Below are 20230 nucleotides of genomic sequence, written 5' to 3' on the forward strand. Positions count from 1 at the left end.
GCCATCTCCCCCTAGTCTCGAAGCGTACGCCCGGTCAGATTGAGGAAAAGCGTCTCGAGATCCGGTTCTTCGACCCGGAGGGATTGAATGGTTATGTCATGCTTGCTGCAAATAAACAGCATATCTTGCAGCGCCTGCTGTGCCGAAGGCAGCATAATCGTTAATGTATCATCCGTAACTTCGACTGCCCGTACACGCGGGTGAAGCTTAAGTTCTTCTACAACACCGGTATCAATGCCCGAAGTTGCAAGTACGATTTTTTCCTCCGATGCAACGCGTTCCCTTAACTCGGCCTCGGTGCCACAAGCAATAATTCGGCCTTGATCCATGATGGCTACGCGATTACTGATCGCGGCAACTTCCTCCATGTAATGACTTGTATAGATAATGGTCGAGCCCATCTTGTTAAGTGTTCGCACCGATTCCAGAATATGATTGCGGGACTGCGGATCAATGCCTACGGTCGGTTCATCCATAATAATCAGATCGGGTCGATGGCTGAGTGCACATGCAATGTTGAGCCTGCGTTTCATCCCGCCCGAGAAGGTAGATGGAGCATCCTTGGCCTTATCTTGCAAACCGACAAATTCAAGAGATTCCTGTACTCTTTCTTTGAGCATCTTGCCTCGTAATCCATAGAGCCGGGCAAAAAAGGTAACATTATCCGTGGCACTCATCGTTTCATATAGAGCCAAATCTTGTGGAACCAGTCCAATCTTGCGTTTTACATCCAGCGGTCGCTCTTTCACCGATATACCATCCAGTCTGATCTCTCCTTGGTCCATGCTCAATAAACCTGCGATCATGCTGATTGTGGTACTTTTCCCCGCTCCATTTGGGCCAAGCAGACCAAAAATCTCGCCCTTTTCTACATTCAGGTTCAGGTGATCCACCGATAACTTGCTGCCATATCGTTTGACGACATGATCCATTTCCAATATGTTCATCTACGTATGCCCCTCCCATATGAGCTCTTGCCGCGATATTTCTAAGTTTATTGTAACGAATGTCTACCTTGGGCGAAGGTACACAAAGTCATACATCAAAGGTGACTTAAGTCATCTCCTGATCTTGCGATTGCCTATGTTATAATCGAGGGTGCATAATCATCTTATTTTTTCAATCTTCTTAAAAAGGATGTCACTACATATGCCCATGGGATTCCTGCAATATGGTTTATTATTCGTACCCGCTGTGTTGTTCAGTTTGACCCTTCCCATGCACAGCGAAGCAGTATATACCCTGTATATCCTCATTGCAGCTGGACTTGCGGTAGCCAACCGTTTTACCCGTTCACTTGCTCAAAAATCGCTATTCTTTTTGGCAGAAATTTTGTGGGCTAGCTGGTTGTTAGCTCAATATGGCCCCTTTATGTTCTTCATCTCTCTATCGGTGCTCTATGTTTATATGTATCGGTTAAGCGGATCTACACGATGGGTTATGTTAGGAATTCAGCTTATTGCAAGTAATTTTGCACTGCATTGGCATTATACAACTCCATCTGTGCTAAATCTTGAAGCCGTGGCAGTTCAAGTTAAAACTTTCACTTGGTTCTCAGACTCCATCAAGGTAGGCATTGTCGGGAATCTGCTATTGTTGATGACGGCCGTACTCTCTTGGCAAGGGGCCAAGACAGCAAATAGCCGGGAGCAACTGGAGAATGTGTATGACGAGCTAAGGCATAAACATTATGAGCTGCACGAGGCACGCGCACAACTTCTATTATTTGCAAAACAATTGGAGGATGCAGCCCAGGCAGAGGAACGTATCCGAATTTCCAGACAACTTCATGATGATATTGGACATCGTCTAATTCGCACGAAAATGATGTCCGAGGCTGCCCTGCTCACACTACCCTTGAATACCGAACAGGGCACGGAAATGGTCAAGCAGATTCGCGATCAACTTGCCGCAAGTATGGATGATATGCGTAACACGCTTCACAAGCTGCGCCCTGATTTCGATGCAGCCGATACCTACGCTTTGGATCGTCTATTAGAGGAAGTAGGCCGGGATACAGGGATACAAACCAATTATGAGATATGTGGTCAGGCACACGTTCTCTATCCTAGTACGCAGATTGTGCTGTACAAAAACGCCAAAGAAGCGGTAACCAATGCCATTAAACATGGAGGGGCCTCTTCCATTCATTTGCAGTTGGCCTTCGGGCATCAGGAGGTCTGCATGATCATCCGTAATGACGGGAGCACTCACTCCCTTTTAGATCCAGGCGTAACCACGGGTCTCGGGCATGAGGGCATGCGGCAGCGTACACAAGTCATGGGAGGCACTGTCGAAATTCAGTCCACTGATCCATACACCGTCATCACCCGCATCCCCGTTTCAAACAAACTGAATTTACTCTAAAAGGGAAAGGAGCACCCTCATGTCAGAACCAAACGATGCAAACCAACACCCACTTCCAGATCAATCTTCACAGGTTCAGGTATTTCTTGTCGACGACGATTCTTTTATCCGCGAAAGCCTTAGCGTGGTGCTCGGCCTGGATGCAGATATTCATGTTACAGGTACCGCATCCAATGGAACGCAGGCACTTGCCTCCCTTGAATCAGGAACACCAGCAGATGTGGTACTCATGGATATTCGTATGCCTGTATGTGATGGGGTCGAAGGGACTCGTTTAATCAAAACCCGTTTCCCCGATATCCAGGTGCTGATGCTAACAACCTTTGACGACGATGAATATATTATTCAGGCTATACAGAACGGAGCGAGCGGTTATCTGCTCAAAAATGTCCCTCCTGCCCGGATCGTACAGGGCATCAAAACTGTTTATAACGGGGATATGCTGATCCACCCGGATATCGCACGCAAACTCGCGGGTCTTCTCCGTACGCCAGCCCCTCTCCCTGTAAACGAGCCACTTCAAACGTACGGTCTCACCCGTGCGGAGCTTTCCGTTGCTGAGTCCATCTCTGAAGGGTTATCCAACAAGGAAATTGCCGCTAAGCTGTTTCTCAGTGAGGGTACGGTCAAAAACTATGTGACGGAAATCCTAGGTAAGCTAGATTTACGAGATCGCACCCAAATTGCCATCTTTATGCTCAAAAAATAAAGCAAAAAAGGTACTTCCCTACGCCCTCACAGACGTCTGGAAATACCTTTTTTTGTTTTACATCTCCACGGAACCTTTTTCGTTTACTATAGGAGCCGGTGGCAAAGCAAGTGGAGCCTCATCAATACGTTGCTCTTTCCGGCGAGTGAATAACTTGAGTGTAATCACATGAAACAGAGTAACCGGACGCGGCTGAACCGCCCAAGCCTCATGTTTATCCGGTGCCATAATTACACCAAGCTGGTGATGCTCGCCTTCGTAAATCGCCCGCTGCATAAACTTGCTCTCTCCCTGATGGTTACGTACCTCCAGCTTGCAAAAAGCCGGATTCATCCGCAGTGCCCGGTGCAGTTCTTCTGGAGAGTGCACAAGTATCCCGTTCACTTTATATAGTGTTTCCCCGGCTTCAATCCCGAGTTCCGCTGCGGGACTATCCGGAATCACACTCAATACCTTGAGCCCGTGTTGCGGGTGAACAAATGCAGGACTAAGTTGCTGCTCCTCGAGCGCACTATACCACACCAGAAGCTCATGCCCGGCAAAAGCAACCAATGCTGCAATCACCGTCAAAGGTGACCACCATACGGCAAGCAGGCTGAATACTAGCAAAGCCAAGCTATACAGCATTAAACGTTTGGCTGAGAGCTGAAGTTTACGCCCAGGCAGCATGCTCTGTGTATTCTCGCTAAGACCAAGCAAGATCGGCAGTGCCATCAACGTATAGCCCTGGCCTGAATGAAATAGCGGAGTCCACGCCAGCTCCGTAATGCCTCCGGTTGTCGGAACAAGAATCAGCAGCGGAATCGCCCAGAAGAGTTGCATCTGATATCCACCTACCAACTTCCCACGTTTCCCTTCCATGAGAAACGGTGATGCCATAGAAACACCTTGCATTCGAGCTAATGCAGCTTCGCCAAAGTGCAGCAGCGCAGCCAGAACGAGCAGCACAGGCATGTCCAATGCGCGAACTGTGTCCACAGCCTGTCCAAGCATACCGACAGGCTGCCAGCTGGAGGCTACATTCAGAGCAAATTGTAGAATCCCCAGTGCCCCCGCTGCATAGGCAAAGCACAAATAACGGATACGAATTAAAGATAAAACCAATGCTGCAATCCATATGCTGATGACACTACCCAGCGTAAGATAAGTGCCAAGGAAAAGAGATATCATGGACACCAGCACACCAATGACAATTCCCCCAAGAACAGCTCGAATCGTCTGCGTGATCGAACTTTGCATACGTACATGGAAGAGTTTACGTTCCTGGAGCAGTTGACGATGATAAATTAAAGCAATCAGAATCACTGCCATATAATAAAACGGCTGAATCAACAACTGTAACAACGCTTCTCCTAATGTAGCTAACCAAGGCCATACCCATTCCATTGTAGCGTTTCGCTCCTCTCCTTCAGCCGGTTCAGAAAAAAAGAAGGCTGAAAATCAGCCTTCTTTATGGCTTCGACACCGCGGACGAAATATCCTTCGAGACATTTTCGATCGCGCGTTTCAGCTGTGCATCATATTGAGGATTGGCAATTCGTTCAATCAGAGAAGCCTCCAGAGATTCTGCCGTTTTTTCATCAATCTGGCCTGTAACCTGAATGCCTTTTTTCTTCTGGAACGCCTTGACGGCTTCTTCGGTTTTCTGGTCGTAGTATCCGTCCACACGATCCGGCTTGAAGTCAAGTCCTCTCAGCATCGTTTGAGCACTTTTCACATCCATGCTATTGCTGTCATATTTCAGTGGCAGCTTCTCCTTATTAATCGGTGCAACCGAGAAATAATCAGGCTGGTTCACTGCGATATCCGGTTTGATGCCTTTTTCATGAATCCAAGTACCGTTTGGTGTCAGCCACTTGGCAATCGTAATCTTCAACAAGCTACCGTCGCCCATCTGTTTATCATAGCTGGTTTGCACGGTTCCTTTACCAAATGAATTCTCACCCACGAGTGTAGCACCAGCAGATTGTTGCAAAGCTCCTGCCAGAATTTCGGAAGCACTCGCGCTACCTTTGTTCATCAACACAGTGATTGGATAAGGTTTGGCTGAGCCATTCGATTTGCTTTGTTCTTTCTTGCCATTTTTATCTTCAACCTGAACGATGACTTTGCCTTTCGGTACAAACTGTTCTGCAATATCGATAACGACTTGCAGTACACCGCCCGGGTCATTCCGAACATCGATGATCAGGCCTTTCATATTCTGCTTCTCCAGCTTAGCAAGCTCTTCCTTGAAGCGTTCACCTGTATTCAGCGAGAACTGCGTAATGTTAATGACACCAATATTGCCATCTTCCATATGTGCATAGACGGTTTCCAGATCAATATCATCACGAACAATCGTAAATTCAATCGGCTCTGTCGATCCCGCACGTTTCACCTGTACTTTGGCTTCGCTACCCTTTGGACCTCTAATCTTGTTAACCGCTTTGTTAAGTTCAAGTCCTTGAAGCGATTCGCCGTTAACCGACATAATGATGTCTTTCGCACGGATACCTGCTTTTTCAGCAGGTGAACCTTTGATTGGGGAAACGACAACGACATTACCGTCTTGCGAGGAAACCTCTGCACCAATGCCGGTAAATGAACCTTCGATGGACTCCTCAAACTGGGCAGCTGTTTCCTGTCCCATATAGTTGGAATACGGATCACCGAGAGATTCCATCATGCCATTGATCGCACCATCAATCAGTTTGGTGCGGTCCACATCTTTATAATAGTTGCTGGAGATCAAATCCATTGCGGTTTCAATCTTCTTCAAATCGTTTTTCTGCTGTGAGCTGCCGGTTACACTTGCCAGCAGTCCTTCGCCGGGTTTGACCTGGCTTGTAATGCCCGGGTAAGTCATTAACACGATGGTTAACAAACTCCCGCCAAGCAGTCCCAAAATTACGAACAGCAGCGCCGATCTTTTTTTCATCATCCGTTTGTCACCGCCTTTAGTTTTGAAGCGCATCCGATTCGGACTGCCCCGAATCATTTCCCTGAACATGCCAGCTTAGTATATGTCTAGCTTGTACGGATTATGATTTTTCCATTCGAAGTTTAAACTATATAATTTGCATCGCATTAAATCAGACAATCTACAAATAGTTCATCGGATTCACAGCTGTTCCGTTATCTCGCACTTCAAAGTGCAAGTGAGGTCCAGTCGAGTTCCCTGTATTGCCGGACTCGGCAATGGTATCCCCTTTGTTCACCGTATCTCCCTTGCTGACCTTAAGTCCACCTTCACGCAAGTGACCATAAAGTGTCCACAGCCCGCCGCCATGGTCAATGATAACTGCATATCCATAACCGCTGTACCATTCAGCCATGATTACAATTCCACCAGAAGCTGCATGAACTGACGTACCTACCGGAACGGCAAAATCGACACCATTATGCATTTTGCCTACTTCCCCTGTAATCGGATGAACCCGCGGACCAAAAGATGAAGAAATTCGTCCACCAGAGACCGGTCTACCAAAAATACCGTTGCCTGATGAATAGGTCACTTCACTGTTGCCGTTCGAGCTTACACGCGTTGGTGCTTTAGCTGCAGCTTTGGCACGCGCCGCTGCTTCAGCCCGAGCCTTTGCTGCTGCTGCTGCCTGTTGCTCACGCAATTTATTTTTTTCCTGTAACAAAGCTGAACGCTTGCCGGCAATCTGCATCAACACAGCTTCCTGCTCTGCCGTCAACTCTTCAGATTGTTCAATTTTAGCATCATATGAAGCCAGAAGCACTTGCTTTTCCTTTTCTTTCTCGTTCAGCTGCGACTTGCGCTGTTTCTTCTGTGAATACAGGCTTTTAGCTTCTGCATATTGCCGATCCAAATCTGCCTTTTTATCCACTACAAGCTGCTTGTCCTTTTTATGCTCATCCAGCAGGTGCTGATCCTGATCCACAATCGTTTTAAGCGAGTCCGCGCGGGTCAGAAAATCGGTAAAGCTGGTGGAGGACAACAGGACATCAAGATAAGATACTGCCCCATCTGTGTACATCAGGCGCACACGAGATTCCAGCAGTTTCTCTCTTGCAACGATCCGTTCTTCTGCCGCTTGCAAATCTTTTTTCGTTGTACGGAGATCTTCCTCCGTATTCTCAATCTGCAATGATACACTCGCCAGCTCATCACTTACGACATTAATCTGTTCCAGAACAACCTTCAGATAGTCATTGGTTTTATTTTTGTAATGCTGGGCTTCCTTTTTGTTGGCCGCAGCTTTCTTTTGCTCCTGCTTGGCGGAAGCTGCCTTGCTCTCCAATTGTTTAATCTGCTGGTCAATATCGCTGATGCTATTCTTGGCATATCCGTCAGAAGGTTGAAACGTCATACCGGCCAGTAACATGAAGGCCAGCAGCGAAGCGGTTTTTTTCAAAATGATGATCTCCCATCCTATGAATTCACAAGAAAGCAACCTGCACAGGTGGTGAACAGCATGTTCTTTGCTTTCTTTCATCAAAACAACAGTTGCGTCTTTCCTACATATCGTCAAACAGCGTTCAATAATGAACCTGTTTTGCCATTCTTTTTGACATTTTCTACACTTTGAGCGACTTGCGAATGGACAGTGTACTGCCCAAAATGCCTACGAGCACGCCCAGACCAATCAGCAACGTTCCCATCAGTGGCCAAATTTCGCTTAACGGAATCAGATTCAGCATCTGCATGAAGACGTCCTGACCAATTGTCGACATCAATTGACTATATCCGAAGAACAGAACGGCGACTGTAATGACAGAACCGATTAGTCCAATTAACGCTCCTTCAATAAAGAAAGGCCAGCGGATAAAGGTGTTGGTCGCCCCGACCAGTTTCATAATACCAATCTCCCGGCGGCGAGCCAGAATCGTTACGCGAATCGTATTCGAGATCAGGAACATCGACATCAAGCCCAGTCCCCCGACAAAAATAAATCCGATATTACGAACAAGCTTCGTAAATTTGAACAATACATCTACCGTTTCTTTGCCGTAGTTCACTTTCATGATCGGCTTCTCGGCATGTTTCTCGTTTAATGCTTCAATCTTCTGCGCGACAAAATTGACCGTATCCGGTTCAATCACTTTGACTTCAATCGTATCCGGCAACGGGTTGTTATCGACATCGAAACCACCGAGAACATTGTCCGCATTTTCGCCTAGACGATCACGGAATTCTTTTAATCCTACATCCTTCGGAACAATTCGAATCTCGCTGACTTCTGGCATGGCACTGATCTCCTGACCAATGACATTACGCAGGTTCTCATCCACGTTCAGCTCCAGAAACGTACTGATTTCCACTTGGCTATCGACCTGATTCGCCATGGAGTTTACGTTGAGCACAAGCAGCATAAACACGCCAAGAATAAACAGAGAGACGATAATCGACATGACGGATGCCACGGACATCCAGCCATTGCGGAATACGTTCTTGAAACCCTCCCGCAGATGTCGCAAGAGAGTACTAAAATTCATAACCGTACTCCCCTCTCATCTGATCCCGTACAATCTGTCCACGTTCAATGGCGATAACCCGTTTGCGCATCGTATTTACAATATCTTTGTTGTGTGTCGCCATCACAATCGTTGTTCCCCGGAAATTGATCTCATCCAGCAGTTGCATAATGCCCCATGACGTCTCCGGATCCAGATTCCCTGTAGGCTCGTCCGCAATAATGACGGAAGGATTGTTCACAATCGCCCGAGCGATCGCAATCCGTTGCTGTTCCCCGCCTGAGAGTTGTGAAGGTTCCCGGTTGGCCTTGTTGCGTAGTCCCACCAGATCGAGCACTTCCATAACCCGTTTCTTGATATGCCGTTTGGGTGCTTCAATAACTTCCATTGCAAACGCAACATTCTCAAATGCCGTCATCTTCGGCAACAGACGGAAATCCTGAAACACAACGCCAATGTTACGGCGCACATAAGGAATTTTTCTCGGTTTTAACTTTCCAATATTAAATCCATTAATGGATATTTGCCCTTTGGTCGGCACTTCTTCTCTGTACATCAGCTTCATAAATGTCGATTTGCCTGCACCGGATGGACCAACGATATAGACAAATTCATTGCGGTCGATCTTCACCGACACCCCTTGTAATGCGTGGGTACCGTTGGCGTAGGTCTTCCACACGTCCTGCATTTCTATCACATCATCACTTCCTGCTCGCATAGTTAGCCATTATCATTTCGACACAATCCCGGCATTTCCTTTAAAAAGGCCTGAAATTCATCAGGAAAAATCCATCCTGTCCCTCTTTTGATGGTGAAGCATGGATTCATATGAAGTTTATTGTAACAAATTTGTTACCTATTGAGTACCCGAAAGTTTTCCACTGTTGGATCATATAGATAGAAAGTGTTACGAATTCCGGAACAACAGAAGCCAAAAGGAGCGTTCGGTTATGAAAAAAATACATGTAACGGTCATCGCCCTCTTCACCCTGCTCTTGATCGGTTCCGCGTCCTATGGATTGCTCTATATGTACGTGAATCAACCTAACTTACCCAAAGGTGTACAGGTCGGGGGCTGGACAATCGATGGCAAACATCGTAATGACGTACTGGCAGAATTGCACACTCGCATTCAACAATTGCAGGACTGGCCCGTCACACTGGAACTGACTGAACCTAGCCCAATGACGATGTCACATACCGCCGCCGAACTAGGAGTGAGTTACAACGCAAACAGCTTCAAGGCTGCAATACAACAGCTGGATGAGGGGAACCTGTGGGAACGCGCGTATGCACGGTATCAATTCCCCAAGACCTTCCCTCTCGATATGACTTACAACGAACAAACCTTTCAACAATTGCTTAGCCCTGCCTGGGAAAAAGAAACCTTCGGTATCCCGGCGGAAGCGATCCGCCGCATCACCGCAAATGATCAAGTGCAGTACATTCCGGAGAAAAGCGTGCGCCGGATCGATTGGAAAACACTTAGCACCCTCATGCAGACCAAGTTGCACAGGGAGCTGAGCGATGTGATGGATGGAGTAAAACCGGAACCCATCCGCATTCTTTTACCTCTATACACCTTGAAACCAGAGGTAACGATCGATTCGCTGAAGCAGGAAGGCATCGAGCGAAAAATCATTCAATTTTCCACAGGGCTGGGTAACAGCAGTCAAGGTCGGATACATAACGTCAGCGCGGCGGCTCAGGCCATTAACGGGATGATTTTGAAGCCCGGGGGTGTGTTCGACTATGAAAAAGTGATTCGCAAAGCGGAGAAGGACTATGGTTTTCGGGAAGCACCGGTCATCGTGAATGGCCGGCTCACACCCGGAATTGGCGGAGGAATCTGTCAGGTATCCAGTACCGTATATAACGCCGCTCTGCTAACGGGCCTGGATATTGTGGAACGGCGTAATCACTCATTGCCCGTTAAATATTTACCGAAAGGGCTGGATGCCACCTATGCCTCAGGCGCCATTAACTTTCGTTTTCGAAACAGCACGGAAAAATCCCTGTTGATTCAAGCGAAGGTGCAAGGCGGGCGCATGGTGGTGAAGTTTTTCGGCACCTTCCCGGAGAACGTCAGTTATGCGGTGGAGTCTCGTACGATTGAAACGCTGAGTGTACCCGTAAAATATGTATCCAGCAACGTGTTACCCGACGGTGCCCAACAAGTGCTTCAGAATGGACAGCCCGGGTACATCGTGGAGACGGTACGTACGAAAAGAGTCGATGGAAAGGTGGTAGAATCCAAGACGATCTCACGAGACACTTACAAAGCACAAAGCCGCCTCATTGCCCGCTCAGGTCATATTAGCATGCCTGATCCACAGCAACCTTCAGTGGTGGAGGATGGCATTCGTGAAGGGAAACAGCCTTAAATTCAGGTGGAAAAATAAGTTGAAATACATGTTGTTTACACGGAACACTCCAAGGACAGAATAACCTTCCGATCGCTGTTATCCCCGGATTTTTTGGATTCCCTTTTCCAGAGGGGAAAATCCGGTGATAAAGGCGAGCGCTTCGCTTCTTCAGGTTTTTTCTGTCCTCTCCGTTATTGTGTAAATGAAAGTTAAACTTATATATTGGAGTAAGTAAATATAAGTCTTAAAAACCCTCTAACGAAAGATCTGTAGAAGCAAAAAAAACAAGTCTCATACCCAACTATGGGATATGAGACTTGTGTTTAAGTTCATGATTTTATGAAACCACCTATAAGCATAGTCTTGTGTTCGCTTAATTTACATAGCGGTATAATTTAAGACTAATACTAGGTCACTGGTTGAAATAAAGTGGTTTAATGATGGCTTGGCTTCGTTCTCCTTGCTTTAGTGCCCAGCCGTGTACTCGTGCTGCTCTTCTCCTACAACCATCTTCTCTTTCCCCATGAAGAAGGAAGCGAACAGTGCAAGTGCTGCTGGAATAACTGCCCAGGCAAACAGCTGCACAATGGAAGAGGATAACGCATATGTGATGGACTCCAGCACCTGTGGAGGAATCCCTTGACGCAGCTCTGGTGAAAGCAGTGCATGCGGATCGGTCAGATCCATCCCGGCAGGCAGACCACCTGCTGGCGCCCCAGCCGAAGCACCAGCTTCTCCAGCGGCGCCCGCCATGTTATCCGTCATTTTGCGCGTAAATACCTGACTCTGTACGATGCCAAAAATCGTGATCCCCATCGTCATGCCCAAGGAACGCAGAAAGTTCAGCGTGGAACTGGCGGCACCGCGTCTTTGTGGTTCAAATGCATTCATAGCCGCGTTACTAAGTACAGAGAAGGATGCACCGACACCAAGGCCAATCATGACCATGTATACTCGAATGGTCCATAGGGATGAACCTTCATCCAATGTGGTTAATAAACCTAGCCCAACTACAAGCAAAGCCAGCGTTGGAATCATGATGTTACGATATTTGGTTTTGGTCATGAGTACACCGCCCAAGGAAGCCGTCACAACGGAACCTAGCATCATCGGCAACAGAACAAGACCCGAATTGGTCGCTTTCCCTCCGAGTACACCCTGGATGAAAATCGGGATGTATACCGATGCCGTAATAAACGCAGCGCCACTGAACATGGCAATAACGTTACTTGACCAGTACACCCGCTTGCGGAACATGCTGAATGAAATAATCGGCTCTTTGGCCTTCGTTTCTGCATACAGGAAGAGCAGTGCCAGCACGATAAATCCGGCAAACAGACCCAAAATCTGTGCAGAGTCCCAAGCAAACGTTTTGCCACCTAGCTCCAGCGCGAAGATTAGGCAGACCACTGCGCCGATCAGTGTTACTGCACCCAGCCAGTCAATCTGCTGTGACTGATGCTGATGAGATTCTTTATAGTAAAATGCGATAAACAGAAATGCAATCAACCCTAGCGGCAGATTGATGTAAAACACCCATTCCCATGTTGCATACTCTGTAATGTAAGCCCCAAGCAACGGCCCGAATACACTCGAAAGACCGAATACTGCTCCAAACAGACCACCCAACTTACCCCGCGATTCAGGTGCAACCACGTCAAACATAATCGTAAACGCAATCGGCACCAGTGCTCCTGCACCGATCCCTTGGATCGCTCTGTACATCGTCAGTTCCACGATGGATGTCGCGGTCCCACACAATGCGGAGCCAAGCATAAATACGATGATCCCGAAGACGAAAAACTTTTTACGTCCATACATATCTGACAGTTTACCGAAGATCGGCATACCCGCCATCTCAGCCACCATGTAAGCAGACGTTACCCAGACAAACTTGTCGAGTCCGCCGAGCTTGCCCACGATATCCCCCATGGCCGTAGCCACAATGGTATTATCCATAGAGGCCATTAAGATGCTGAGCAGCAAACCTGCCAGCACAAATCCAATTTTATTGTTGCGTGCAGCCATTATTGTTAATCTCTCCATTCCCGTTCTATTCATATGACTGCATTAGTATATCCGAAAAGAAGTAACAAGCAATCAGTCCAAGGACTGATTGCTTTATTGCAAAACCTTCTACCTCAGGGGATACCATCAGCTCTATCCATTAAAAGTTATAAGAGTCATCTCTCGCTCTTGTATCTTGCCTATTGGCTAGATTCGCGTACTGTTGCCCACCTTTGCTTCCGGATCAACGGATAGTTCACCTGAATATTCCACGAACCGGATATTACAGCCCCGCCCAATTTGGACTCGATTCCCTCGAACCGTATCTGCTTCGGTATCTTCCAGTACAATTTCATCGCCCTCAATGAGTTGGGCCCTGAAGGATGGTGCCCCGCCTAATCCGAGCGCTTTCCAGAATCCGCTGCGTTCCTTGCGCCGGATGTCGATCCGTTCGCCGCCTACTTCTCTTGCTGAAGAGGACGTGTATAATCGAATCTCCACACTGTCCGCATTAAGAAGTCCGCCTACCTTAATATTGCCCTGAACGTCGATTCTCTCTCCCTGCACATCTCCATCAATCGTCGCCATACCACCAATATCAATACGTTCACCATTCACTCCACCGCGAACATTACACTTCCCGTTCACAGTAAACTCAGGTGTAGACAGGTCTCCATTAATCGTCGTCATGCCATCCACCCGTACCCGAGAGCTAACCAGCGGACCATTGATCGTACACATTCCATTAACCATTGTGCTCTCGGCTCGAGCTGCACCGTGGACTCCCAGTGTTCCGTTGACATCAAGAGACTGGGTGCGAAGTTCTCCTTCCACTTTGGCCATACCATTAACCGTTGTGCTTTCAGAGACAAGGGAACCATAGATTTTCAGCGTGCCGTTAACACTCAGGGAGGAACAGTCCAAATCGCCATCCAGTTTAGCCATACCGTCGATATTTACCCGGTGATAGGAACCGCCTGTTGTTTTACGAGACCCTGTAACATTCAGATCATTTCTCAAGTGACGTTCTTCCATTGTAAAATCCCCCTCAGCCCAATTTAATTTTCAATTCTTCCATGAATGCTGCTAGCGGAATGCGGAGTACCACTTTTACCCCGTGATCAAAATAAAGCTCTGCTCCCGAGTTCACCACCATAAAGGTAGGTATGCCCATCTTGCGAATAAGCAGCAGTTCACTAGCCCGGTCCCGGAACCGGTAATAGTGCTCAGACATCACATCAATCAAGAGCAACCCCTCCTGCTGTGTGATATCCCCGCTGAGAAGCAATTTCTCAAGCACATATAGCATCATAATCTGTTCCAAACCGTATAATGCCTGCTGGCGTCCAGCCTCGTTTAACAGATCAAGCGAAGCCAACGAAACAATGTTTCGGTCCAGCAATTGCTGATCGGACATCTCCACCTCACCAAGCGTTGGCGAGAACACATCTGCCAGTTCATCCAGCGACAGCCCGTCTTTCATATGAATGATCTTGTCGATCCGCTGTAAAATCTGCTGTTTTGGAAAAAATGTTTCCTGTCCCGTAAAAGAGGACTTTCGAATAAACCACTCCTCAGGAATGAGGTTTTTCCGTTTCCATCGATAAAGTTGACCGTATGAAATGCCTGTCAGGTCAAGCAGTTCTTTTTTGGAGATCAAATCATCTGTCATTTTAGGACCCCCTTCCAATGAAATCAGTGTAACAAAACATTGTTACGCTGTAAAGGCATGACAATAATATTGGATAAAAATAAACGATTCTTTGTTTATTTATTTCTTTATTTTGTTCAGAAAATTGATTATACAAAGATTATTTGCGCAGATATCGAATACGTTTTATAACCTATCATTGCGTTTACTTTATTTTGGGTATAACCTTGAATATAAGCTGATATATTTCAGTTTTCTCACCTTTTCCATGGCATAATAACATCCTTATTCAACTTCCATTTATGAAAGGGGTTACTTTTGGTATGGCACTCATTAAATGTGATTTCTACTCGGACGCCCTCGGATTAAGTACTAGCATGCACGTGATTCTGCCACAACAGACCCACACTCAGATCGGTATGGAAAATGTGACAGGTTCCGGTCTGCACCCCACCCTGTATTTGCTTCACGGGATGTCAGACGATGACTCCATTTGGCTCCGCCGTACATCGATTGAACGTTATGTTGCTTCACTTGGCATTGCGGTCGTTATGCCGCAGGTTCATCGCAGCTTCTACACGGACATGGCAGAGGGAGGGCGTTACTGGACATTTATAAGCGAAGAACTGCCAGCACTTGCTCGTTCCTTCTTCCCGCTTTCAGCCAAACGCGAAGATAATTTTGTAGCAGGCCTATCCATGGGTGGGTATGGCGCCTTCAAGCTGGCTTTACGAAAACCGGATCAGTACGCTGCGGCGGCAAGTCTTTCGGGCGCTCTAGATATGGCCGCTCATCTGAACAACGATGCCCCATCCGCCTTAAGGCAGGATGAACTGTTACGTATCTTCGGCCCGCAATTTGCAGGTTCAGAGAACGATCTAATCCATTTGCTTCAGGAAAGTAAACATCACACGGCCCCACGACCACTCCTCTATCAATGCTGTGGAACAGAGGATTTCCTGTATGAAGATAATCAGACGTTCCGCAAAGCCTGTGCCGACACAGACTTCAAGTTAACTTATGAGGAAGAGCCAGGGGAACATGAATGGGGTTACTGGGACATGAAAATCCAGGATGTGCTGAAGTGGCTACCGCTGTCTAAAAGAGACTGAGGCATAAAAGAAATCCTTTTCTTCTTCGTTAATTGTCCATTAAAAAGCAGGCTTGAAGTGGACTGCGCCCCCTTTTGGTTACTTTAACTAGCCTGGAGGTGCAGTTTATCTCAGCCTGCTTTTAATCATATTCGGTCAATCTCAGTACTCCGCTTTCCCATCTTCCGGCAGCAAAGCTTTGATCCGAAAAGCCATTCGCAGTCGCAATGTCTCCTCCGGATCTTTCAAGCTGCGACCAATAATCTCTTCGCATTTCTCCAACCGATAGATTACGGTATTCCGGTGAATGTACAGTCGCTTGGCTGTCTCGGCAAGATGACAATGTGTTTCCAGATATACGGACAACGTATGAAGCAACATATGATGATCCTTAAGAGTCTCGTCCTCGAAACCTTGCATCGTATCCGCATAAAACTTCCTTAGATGGTCATGAGGGATCAGCCGCAGAATTTCAGATACCTCCTTCGGCTGATACAATTCAATAAAGCTTGTTTTCCCCGATATACTTCCGAAATAGAGAGCTTCATTGGCCTCTTTAAAAGATAAAGGCACTTGAGTAAGCGGCTGGGCATAACTGCTGAGACCAAATGACAACTCGGATTCGTAATACATGGCGATTTTACGTTGCAGACGTTCCAGCAGCTCGATAAAGAAAGGTTTGATCAGATCCCACTCTTCTACCAGCGGCATAAGTAGCACATAGGATCGGTCATGGGTGAACAGATAAATCGGATGACGGAAGTTCGCGAGCTCCCCTTGAAGATGCTCGGCAATCTGATCCTGTTCCGCCTTGTACTGCATGAAGGACGTCGTTCGATCCTTGCCGTTCAACTTGCCGACCGCACAAAGGTATCGTTGATCGCTGGACAGTCCGAACTCCCGCGCCCGGCTTGCAATCTCCTCGTTGCTTGAGAAGACCCCTCCAATGAAATTTGTAAAAAACTCGTTCTGGATCCGGCGCCGGTTCTGCTTTAATGCATTATCCTTCATTAATTCAAACGCAATCACGTTCGTTGCCTGTTCAATGGTCAGAATGCTTGAACGTTCAGACGGTGATACAAAACCCGCAATACAGAGGAAATGCAGCTGTCGATGGGTGTATACAGGAAACAAGGTTAACGTCTCACGTTCCTCCCCCAGCAGAGAAAACGCGGAGAACATGGAAGGTGCAACATGAAGTTGACCTCCACCGGATAACAGCCCCTCCAGATGCGCTGCCGTTTTAGTAGGAACTCGTCCGAAGATCGGCTGGAGATATGGCCCCAGTAGAAACACAGGCAAACGAAGTAAGGAAGATAGTTGATCTAGCAGCTTCGGTATTCCTTGACCACTCATGATCTGCTGAGTGAACTGCCGATGGGTCTGTATCGCATTATGCAGCTCCGTTGTTCGCACATCGAGAATATGGCTCAGCGATTTATTGACAATATCACCAAGGGAAGGATCGACGGGAAGTTCCATCAGAGGCAGATCTAACTCATTGGCGAGCTGAACCGCTGATTCAGGGATGCTACCGAGGAATCTTTTGCTTTTGATACCAAGCCCCGCGCATTCCTGGTGCCCCATCTCACGGATCAGTTCAAGCAAGGCCGGCAGATCGTCCTTGAAGTGAAAAGCGGTCGTAATCAACAATTCATTTCTTTTTAAGTACGGAATGATATCAGGAGCATCCATCATATTGACGGTATGGACTTCCCTCTTCAAACCATCGCTTCCCCCTACCACGATTGTGCCGTTGAATACAGGCAGCTTCAGCAGGTCACTCATTTTCATCATTCTCCACCCCTATGGTTAACATGCACAATGAATTCAGATATTCTTCTACATTTTCGTGAATGATTTTTAACTTTTTTTATTTTACGATGAATTAAACGCAATGCCAAGTTAATTAATCTAACATCGGTTGGAAAGCTAGCGCTGCCGGAATGGGGGATACTGCATTTGATGATTGAACAATCGAAACCATCTGCCTTGTCTAAGCAGATCGAAGAGATGGTCGAATGGCTGGCTTCGTATGGAAAAGACAACAGCGGCGGTGTGACCCGTTTGCTCTATGACCCGGCTTGGAGCGCGGCTCAGAAGGCGATCCAGTCTAAAATAGAACAACTCGGATTATCCGCACGTTATGACGATGTCGGTAATTTATTCGGCAGACTCTCTGGACGTGATCCTGAGGCGAACGTGATATTAACCGGATCTCATGTTGATACCGTAATCGGCGGCGGCAAGTATGACGGAGCCTACGGGATCATTGCCGCACTCATTGCGGTGGAATATTTGTTGACGCATCACGGCCCACCACTCAAACCCATTGAAGTGGTATCGCTGTGCGAGGAAGAGGGCAGCCGTTTTCCCATGACCTATTGGGGCTCAGGTAACATAACGGGAGTAAAAGACCGCGAGGCCGTACACCACATCAAAGACGTAAACGGAATACCGTTCGAACAGGCAATGCACGGAGCAGGCTTCGGACTAGGACTTCATCCACAGCCAACACGCAAAGACCTGGAATGTTTTATCGAACTGCATATCGAACAAGGCCAGGTACTCGAACGGGAAGAGAAATCCATCGGTATCGTCAGCCACATCGTGGGACAACGCCGTTATAACATAACGGTATACGGTGAGAGCAATCACGCCGGGACAACACCCATGCAGTGGCGTCACGACGCGATGTTTACCTCAGCCGAGTTGATCCGAATATTGATGCATCGGGCCAAAGCCCATGAGTCCGGACTTGTCGCCACCGTTGGACGCATGGAAGTTAAACCGAATGTAGGTAATGTCATTGCACGCGAGGTCACCTTTAGCCTGGATGTTCGTCACAGTGATGCCAAGATCATTGAGCAATTTTGCGAGGCATGCTTCAGTGACTTCGAGACCGTAGCCTCTGAACATGGAACAACGGTCGCTTACCATAAGTGGATGGATGAACCTCCCGTTGCGATGGATTGCACGTTAAACCAAACGGCTGAGGACATTTTAAAAAGCGAAGGTATTTCATACAGAAGAATGACAAGTGGCGCAGGACATGACTCACAGATTTTCGGCACGTATTGTGCAACAGGATTATTATTCGTTCCAAGCCAGGGCGGCATTAGCCACTCCCCTGCTGAATTCACCCATACGGAAGATTTGCAGCGCGGAGTTCGCCTGTTAATCGACCTGTTATATAAGCTGGCATACTGAACGAACAACCCGAAACCAGGAGGCGATATGAGATGACACAGTACCGGGAAATTCACGCACCTTTGAGAACGATTATGACACCAGGGCCGGTCGAGGTTGACCCTAGAGTTTTACGAGCCATGGCAACGCCCATTCTGGGACAATTTGATCCGGAATTTACCCGAATGATGAATGAAACCATGGACATGTTACGGCAGACATTCCAAACGACGAACCAGTGGGCCTTTCCGGTTGATGGGACTTCACGTTCTGGCCTGGAAGCTGTATTGTGCAGCCTGATCGAACCAGGTGACAAAGTGCTCGTCCCTATTTTCGGACGCTTCGGACATCTACTGACCGAAATCGCAGAACGCCACGGTGCCGAGCTCCATCTGATGGAATGTCCGTGGGGAGAAGTATTTGACCAACAAGCGGTGATTGATGAGGTCAAACGGGTTCAACCCAAAATCGTGGCCATTGTACATGGCGAGACTTCAACCGGTTGCATGCAGCCACTGGATCAAATCGGCCCGGCTTGCCGTGAACTCGGTGTATTGACGGTGGTTGACGCTGTCGCTTCCATCGGGGGTGCACCTGTCAAAGTGGATGAATGGCAGCTTGATGCCGTCATCGGGGGTACCCAAAAGTGCATATCAGTACCTTCCGGTATGGCACCAGTCACCTATAACGAACGAGTAGAACGCATTCTGACAAGCCGAAAAAAAGTGGAACGTGGTGTTGCACTTGAGAGTGATCGCCGGGATGTCGCACACCCGATCCGCAGTAATTACTTTGATCTGAGCCAGTTGCAAGACTACTGGGGACCACGCCGCTTGAACCATCATACGGAGGCTACGTCCATGTTATACGCGCTGCGCGAAGGATTGCGCATTCTGCTGGAAGAAGGGCTTGAAGCACGATTCAAGCGTCATCGATTGCATGAAAAAGCACTGATGGCAGGCATCCGCGGCATGGGGCTAGAGCTGTTTAATGATCAAACCTGGAAGCTTCCGGTCGTCACCTGTGTAAAAATTCCTGCAGGCATTGATGGTGAATCTGTACGCACCACACTTCTGACCCAGTTCGGGATCGAAATCGCTAGCTCATTTGGCCCGTTGCATGGGCAGATCTGGAGAATCGGCACCATGGGCTACAGTTGCCGGAAAGAAAACGTACTATTCGTCCTATCCGCACTGGAAGCAGTGCTAATCAGGCACAAAGCTCCGATTGTAATTGGACGCGGGGTGCAAGAGGCCCTCGACGTTTACGAGCAGCAGAATAAAGCTACTGAGTAAAGCTCTGAGGCATTATTATACCGCGTAGAAACAGGACTGTTTTCTAATCAGGATCAAGGTTGTTTTTCAATATAGAAAGGATTCCGGGAACTTCCGGAATCCTTTTGTACAATTCAGACTTCGTTCAAGAT

16 protein-coding genes are annotated in these 20230 nt (G+C 47.6%); 6 read left to right on the forward strand and 10 right to left on the reverse strand.

Annotated elements, in window-relative coordinates:
• Positions 1 to 11: 11 nt before the first annotated feature.
• Entirely contained in the window at positions 12 to 947 is a 936-nt protein-coding gene (locus tag AC1VYS_RS25575; RefSeq protein ID WP_482911957.1) for an ABC transporter ATP-binding protein, read from the reverse strand.
• A 202-nt stretch (positions 948 to 1149) separates the two neighbouring features.
• Here AC1VYS_RS25575 and AC1VYS_RS25580 point away from each other — a divergent pair, with 202 nt between their 5' ends.
• Together AC1VYS_RS25580 and AC1VYS_RS25585 are read left to right on the forward strand one after the other, a co-directional pair.
• Entirely contained in the window at positions 1150 to 2367 is a 1218-nt protein-coding gene (locus tag AC1VYS_RS25580) for a sensor histidine kinase (RefSeq protein WP_482911958.1), read from the forward strand.
• 19 nt (positions 2368 to 2386) lie between these two features.
• Positions 2387 to 3076, forward strand: coding sequence for a response regulator transcription factor (locus AC1VYS_RS25585; RefSeq protein ID WP_482911959.1), 690 nt, complete (start codon positions 2387 to 2389; stop codon positions 3074 to 3076).
• A gap of 57 nt (positions 3077 to 3133) precedes the next feature.
• Here the strand turns inward: AC1VYS_RS25585 and AC1VYS_RS25590 are convergent, their stop codons facing one another.
• From AC1VYS_RS25590 to ftsE, 5 genes are all read right to left on the reverse strand, one after another.
• Positions 3134 to 4462 carry a PDZ domain-containing protein gene (locus AC1VYS_RS25590; protein WP_482911960.1) on the reverse strand — a complete coding sequence of 443 codons (1329 nt, stop codon included), beginning with the start codon at positions 4460 to 4462 and terminating at the stop codon, positions 3134 to 3136.
• A gap of 64 nt (positions 4463 to 4526) precedes the next feature.
• Positions 4527 to 5999 carry a S41 family peptidase gene (locus AC1VYS_RS25595; protein WP_482915124.1) on the reverse strand — a complete coding sequence of 491 codons (1473 nt, stop codon included), beginning with the start codon at positions 5997 to 5999 and terminating at the stop codon, positions 4527 to 4529.
• A 160-nt stretch (positions 6000 to 6159) separates the two neighbouring features.
• On the reverse strand, positions 6160 to 7440 hold the full coding sequence (locus tag AC1VYS_RS25600) for a murein hydrolase activator EnvC family protein (RefSeq protein WP_482911961.1): 1281 nt from the start codon (positions 7438 to 7440) through the stop codon (positions 6160 to 6162).
• Between the two features lie 163 nt (positions 7441 to 7603).
• Complete coding sequence (ftsX, locus tag AC1VYS_RS25605; protein WP_482911962.1) at positions 7604 to 8521, reverse strand: permease-like cell division protein FtsX; 918 nt, start codon at positions 8519 to 8521, stop codon at positions 7604 to 7606.
• Positions 8511 to 9197: a cell division ATP-binding protein FtsE gene (gene ftsE / locus AC1VYS_RS25610; RefSeq protein WP_366293032.1), complete on the reverse strand. Its 687-nt coding sequence runs from the start codon at positions 9195 to 9197 to the stop codon at positions 8511 to 8513. Before ftsE ends, ftsX begins: the two co-directional genes overlap by 11 nt.
• 253 nt (positions 9198 to 9450) lie before the next feature.
• Here ftsE and AC1VYS_RS25615 point away from each other — a divergent pair, with 253 nt between their 5' ends.
• Positions 9451 to 10884: a VanW family protein gene (locus AC1VYS_RS25615; RefSeq protein ID WP_482911963.1), complete on the forward strand. Its 1434-nt coding sequence runs from the start codon at positions 9451 to 9453 to the stop codon at positions 10882 to 10884.
• A gap of 447 nt (positions 10885 to 11331) precedes the next feature.
• On the opposite strand, the gene AC1VYS_RS25620 is transcribed toward AC1VYS_RS25615, so the two are convergent.
• The 3 genes from AC1VYS_RS25620 to AC1VYS_RS25630 form a co-directional block, all read right to left on the reverse strand.
• Positions 11332 to 12894 (reverse strand): MDR family MFS transporter, encoded by a 1563-nt coding sequence (locus AC1VYS_RS25620; protein WP_482911964.1) that lies wholly within the window; start codon positions 12892 to 12894, stop codon positions 11332 to 11334.
• Between the two features lie 186 nt (positions 12895 to 13080).
• Entirely contained in the window at positions 13081 to 13908 is an 828-nt protein-coding gene (locus AC1VYS_RS25625; RefSeq protein WP_482911965.1) for a hypothetical protein, read from the reverse strand.
• Positions 13909 to 13921: 13 nt separating this feature from the next.
• Positions 13922 to 14545, reverse strand: a complete 624-nt coding sequence (locus tag AC1VYS_RS25630) for a YhbD family protein (protein ID WP_482911966.1) — start codon at positions 14543 to 14545, stop codon at positions 13922 to 13924.
• Between the two features lie 302 nt (positions 14546 to 14847).
• Here AC1VYS_RS25630 and AC1VYS_RS25635 point away from each other — a divergent pair, with 302 nt between their 5' ends.
• Positions 14848 to 15636 (forward strand): alpha/beta hydrolase, encoded by a 789-nt coding sequence (locus AC1VYS_RS25635; protein ID WP_482911967.1) that lies wholly within the window; start codon positions 14848 to 14850, stop codon positions 15634 to 15636.
• Positions 15637 to 15777: 141 nt separating this feature from the next.
• Here AC1VYS_RS25635 and AC1VYS_RS25640 read toward each other — a convergent pair whose 3' ends face one another.
• Entirely contained in the window at positions 15778 to 17409 is a 1632-nt protein-coding gene (locus AC1VYS_RS25640) for a PucR family transcriptional regulator (protein ID WP_482911968.1), read from the reverse strand.
• Positions 17410 to 17580: 171 nt separating this feature from the next.
• Between AC1VYS_RS25640 and allC the strand changes: the two genes are divergently transcribed.
• Positions 17581 to 18825 carry an allantoate deiminase gene (allC, locus tag AC1VYS_RS25645; RefSeq protein ID WP_482911969.1) on the forward strand — a complete coding sequence of 415 codons (1245 nt, stop codon included), beginning with the start codon at positions 17581 to 17583 and terminating at the stop codon, positions 18823 to 18825.
• Between the two features lie 32 nt (positions 18826 to 18857).
• Entirely contained in the window at positions 18858 to 20099 is a 1242-nt protein-coding gene (locus tag AC1VYS_RS25650; protein WP_482911970.1) for a pyridoxal-phosphate-dependent aminotransferase family protein, read from the forward strand.
• Positions 20100 to 20230: the final 131 nt, after the last annotated feature.

It is taken from the genome of Paenibacillus sp. G34 (assembly GCF_056856875.1).

Excerpts from the sequence above, each read along its gene's own strand:
- AC1VYS_RS25575 (WP_482911957.1), bottom strand. The coding sequence starts at position 947 with ATGAACATATTGGAAATGGATCATGTCGTCAAACGATATGGCAGCAAG.
- AC1VYS_RS25580 (WP_482911958.1), top strand. The coding sequence starts at position 1,150 with ATGCCCATGGGATTCCTGCAATATGGTTTATTATTCGTACCCGCTGTG.
- AC1VYS_RS25585 (WP_482911959.1), top strand. The coding sequence starts at position 2,387 with ATGTCAGAACCAAACGATGCAAACCAACACCCACTTCCAGATCAATCT.
- AC1VYS_RS25590 (WP_482911960.1), bottom strand. The coding sequence starts at position 4,462 with ATGGAATGGGTATGGCCTTGGTTAGCTACATTAGGAGAAGCGTTGTTA.
- AC1VYS_RS25595 (WP_482915124.1), bottom strand. The coding sequence starts at position 5,999 with ATGATGAAAAAAAGATCGGCGCTGCTGTTCGTAATTTTGGGACTGCTT.
- ftsX (WP_482911962.1), bottom strand. The coding sequence starts at position 8,521 with ATGAATTTTAGTACTCTCTTGCGACATCTGCGGGAGGGTTTCAAGAAC.
- AC1VYS_RS25615 (WP_482911963.1), top strand. The coding sequence starts at position 9,451 with ATGAAAAAAATACATGTAACGGTCATCGCCCTCTTCACCCTGCTCTTG.
- AC1VYS_RS25620 (WP_482911964.1), bottom strand. The coding sequence starts at position 12,894 with ATGGCTGCACGCAACAATAAAATTGGATTTGTGCTGGCAGGTTTGCTG.
- AC1VYS_RS25625 (WP_482911965.1), bottom strand. The coding sequence starts at position 13,908 with ATGGAAGAACGTCACTTGAGAAATGATCTGAATGTTACAGGGTCTCGT.
- AC1VYS_RS25630 (WP_482911966.1), bottom strand. The coding sequence starts at position 14,545 with ATGACAGATGATTTGATCTCCAAAAAAGAACTGCTTGACCTGACAGGC.
- AC1VYS_RS25635 (WP_482911967.1), top strand. The coding sequence starts at position 14,848 with ATGGCACTCATTAAATGTGATTTCTACTCGGACGCCCTCGGATTAAGT.
- AC1VYS_RS25640 (WP_482911968.1), bottom strand. The coding sequence starts at position 17,409 with ATGAAAATGAGTGACCTGCTGAAGCTGCCTGTATTCAACGGCACAATC.
- allC (WP_482911969.1), top strand. The coding sequence starts at position 17,581 with ATGATTGAACAATCGAAACCATCTGCCTTGTCTAAGCAGATCGAAGAG.
- AC1VYS_RS25650 (WP_482911970.1), top strand. The coding sequence starts at position 18,858 with ATGACACAGTACCGGGAAATTCACGCACCTTTGAGAACGATTATGACA.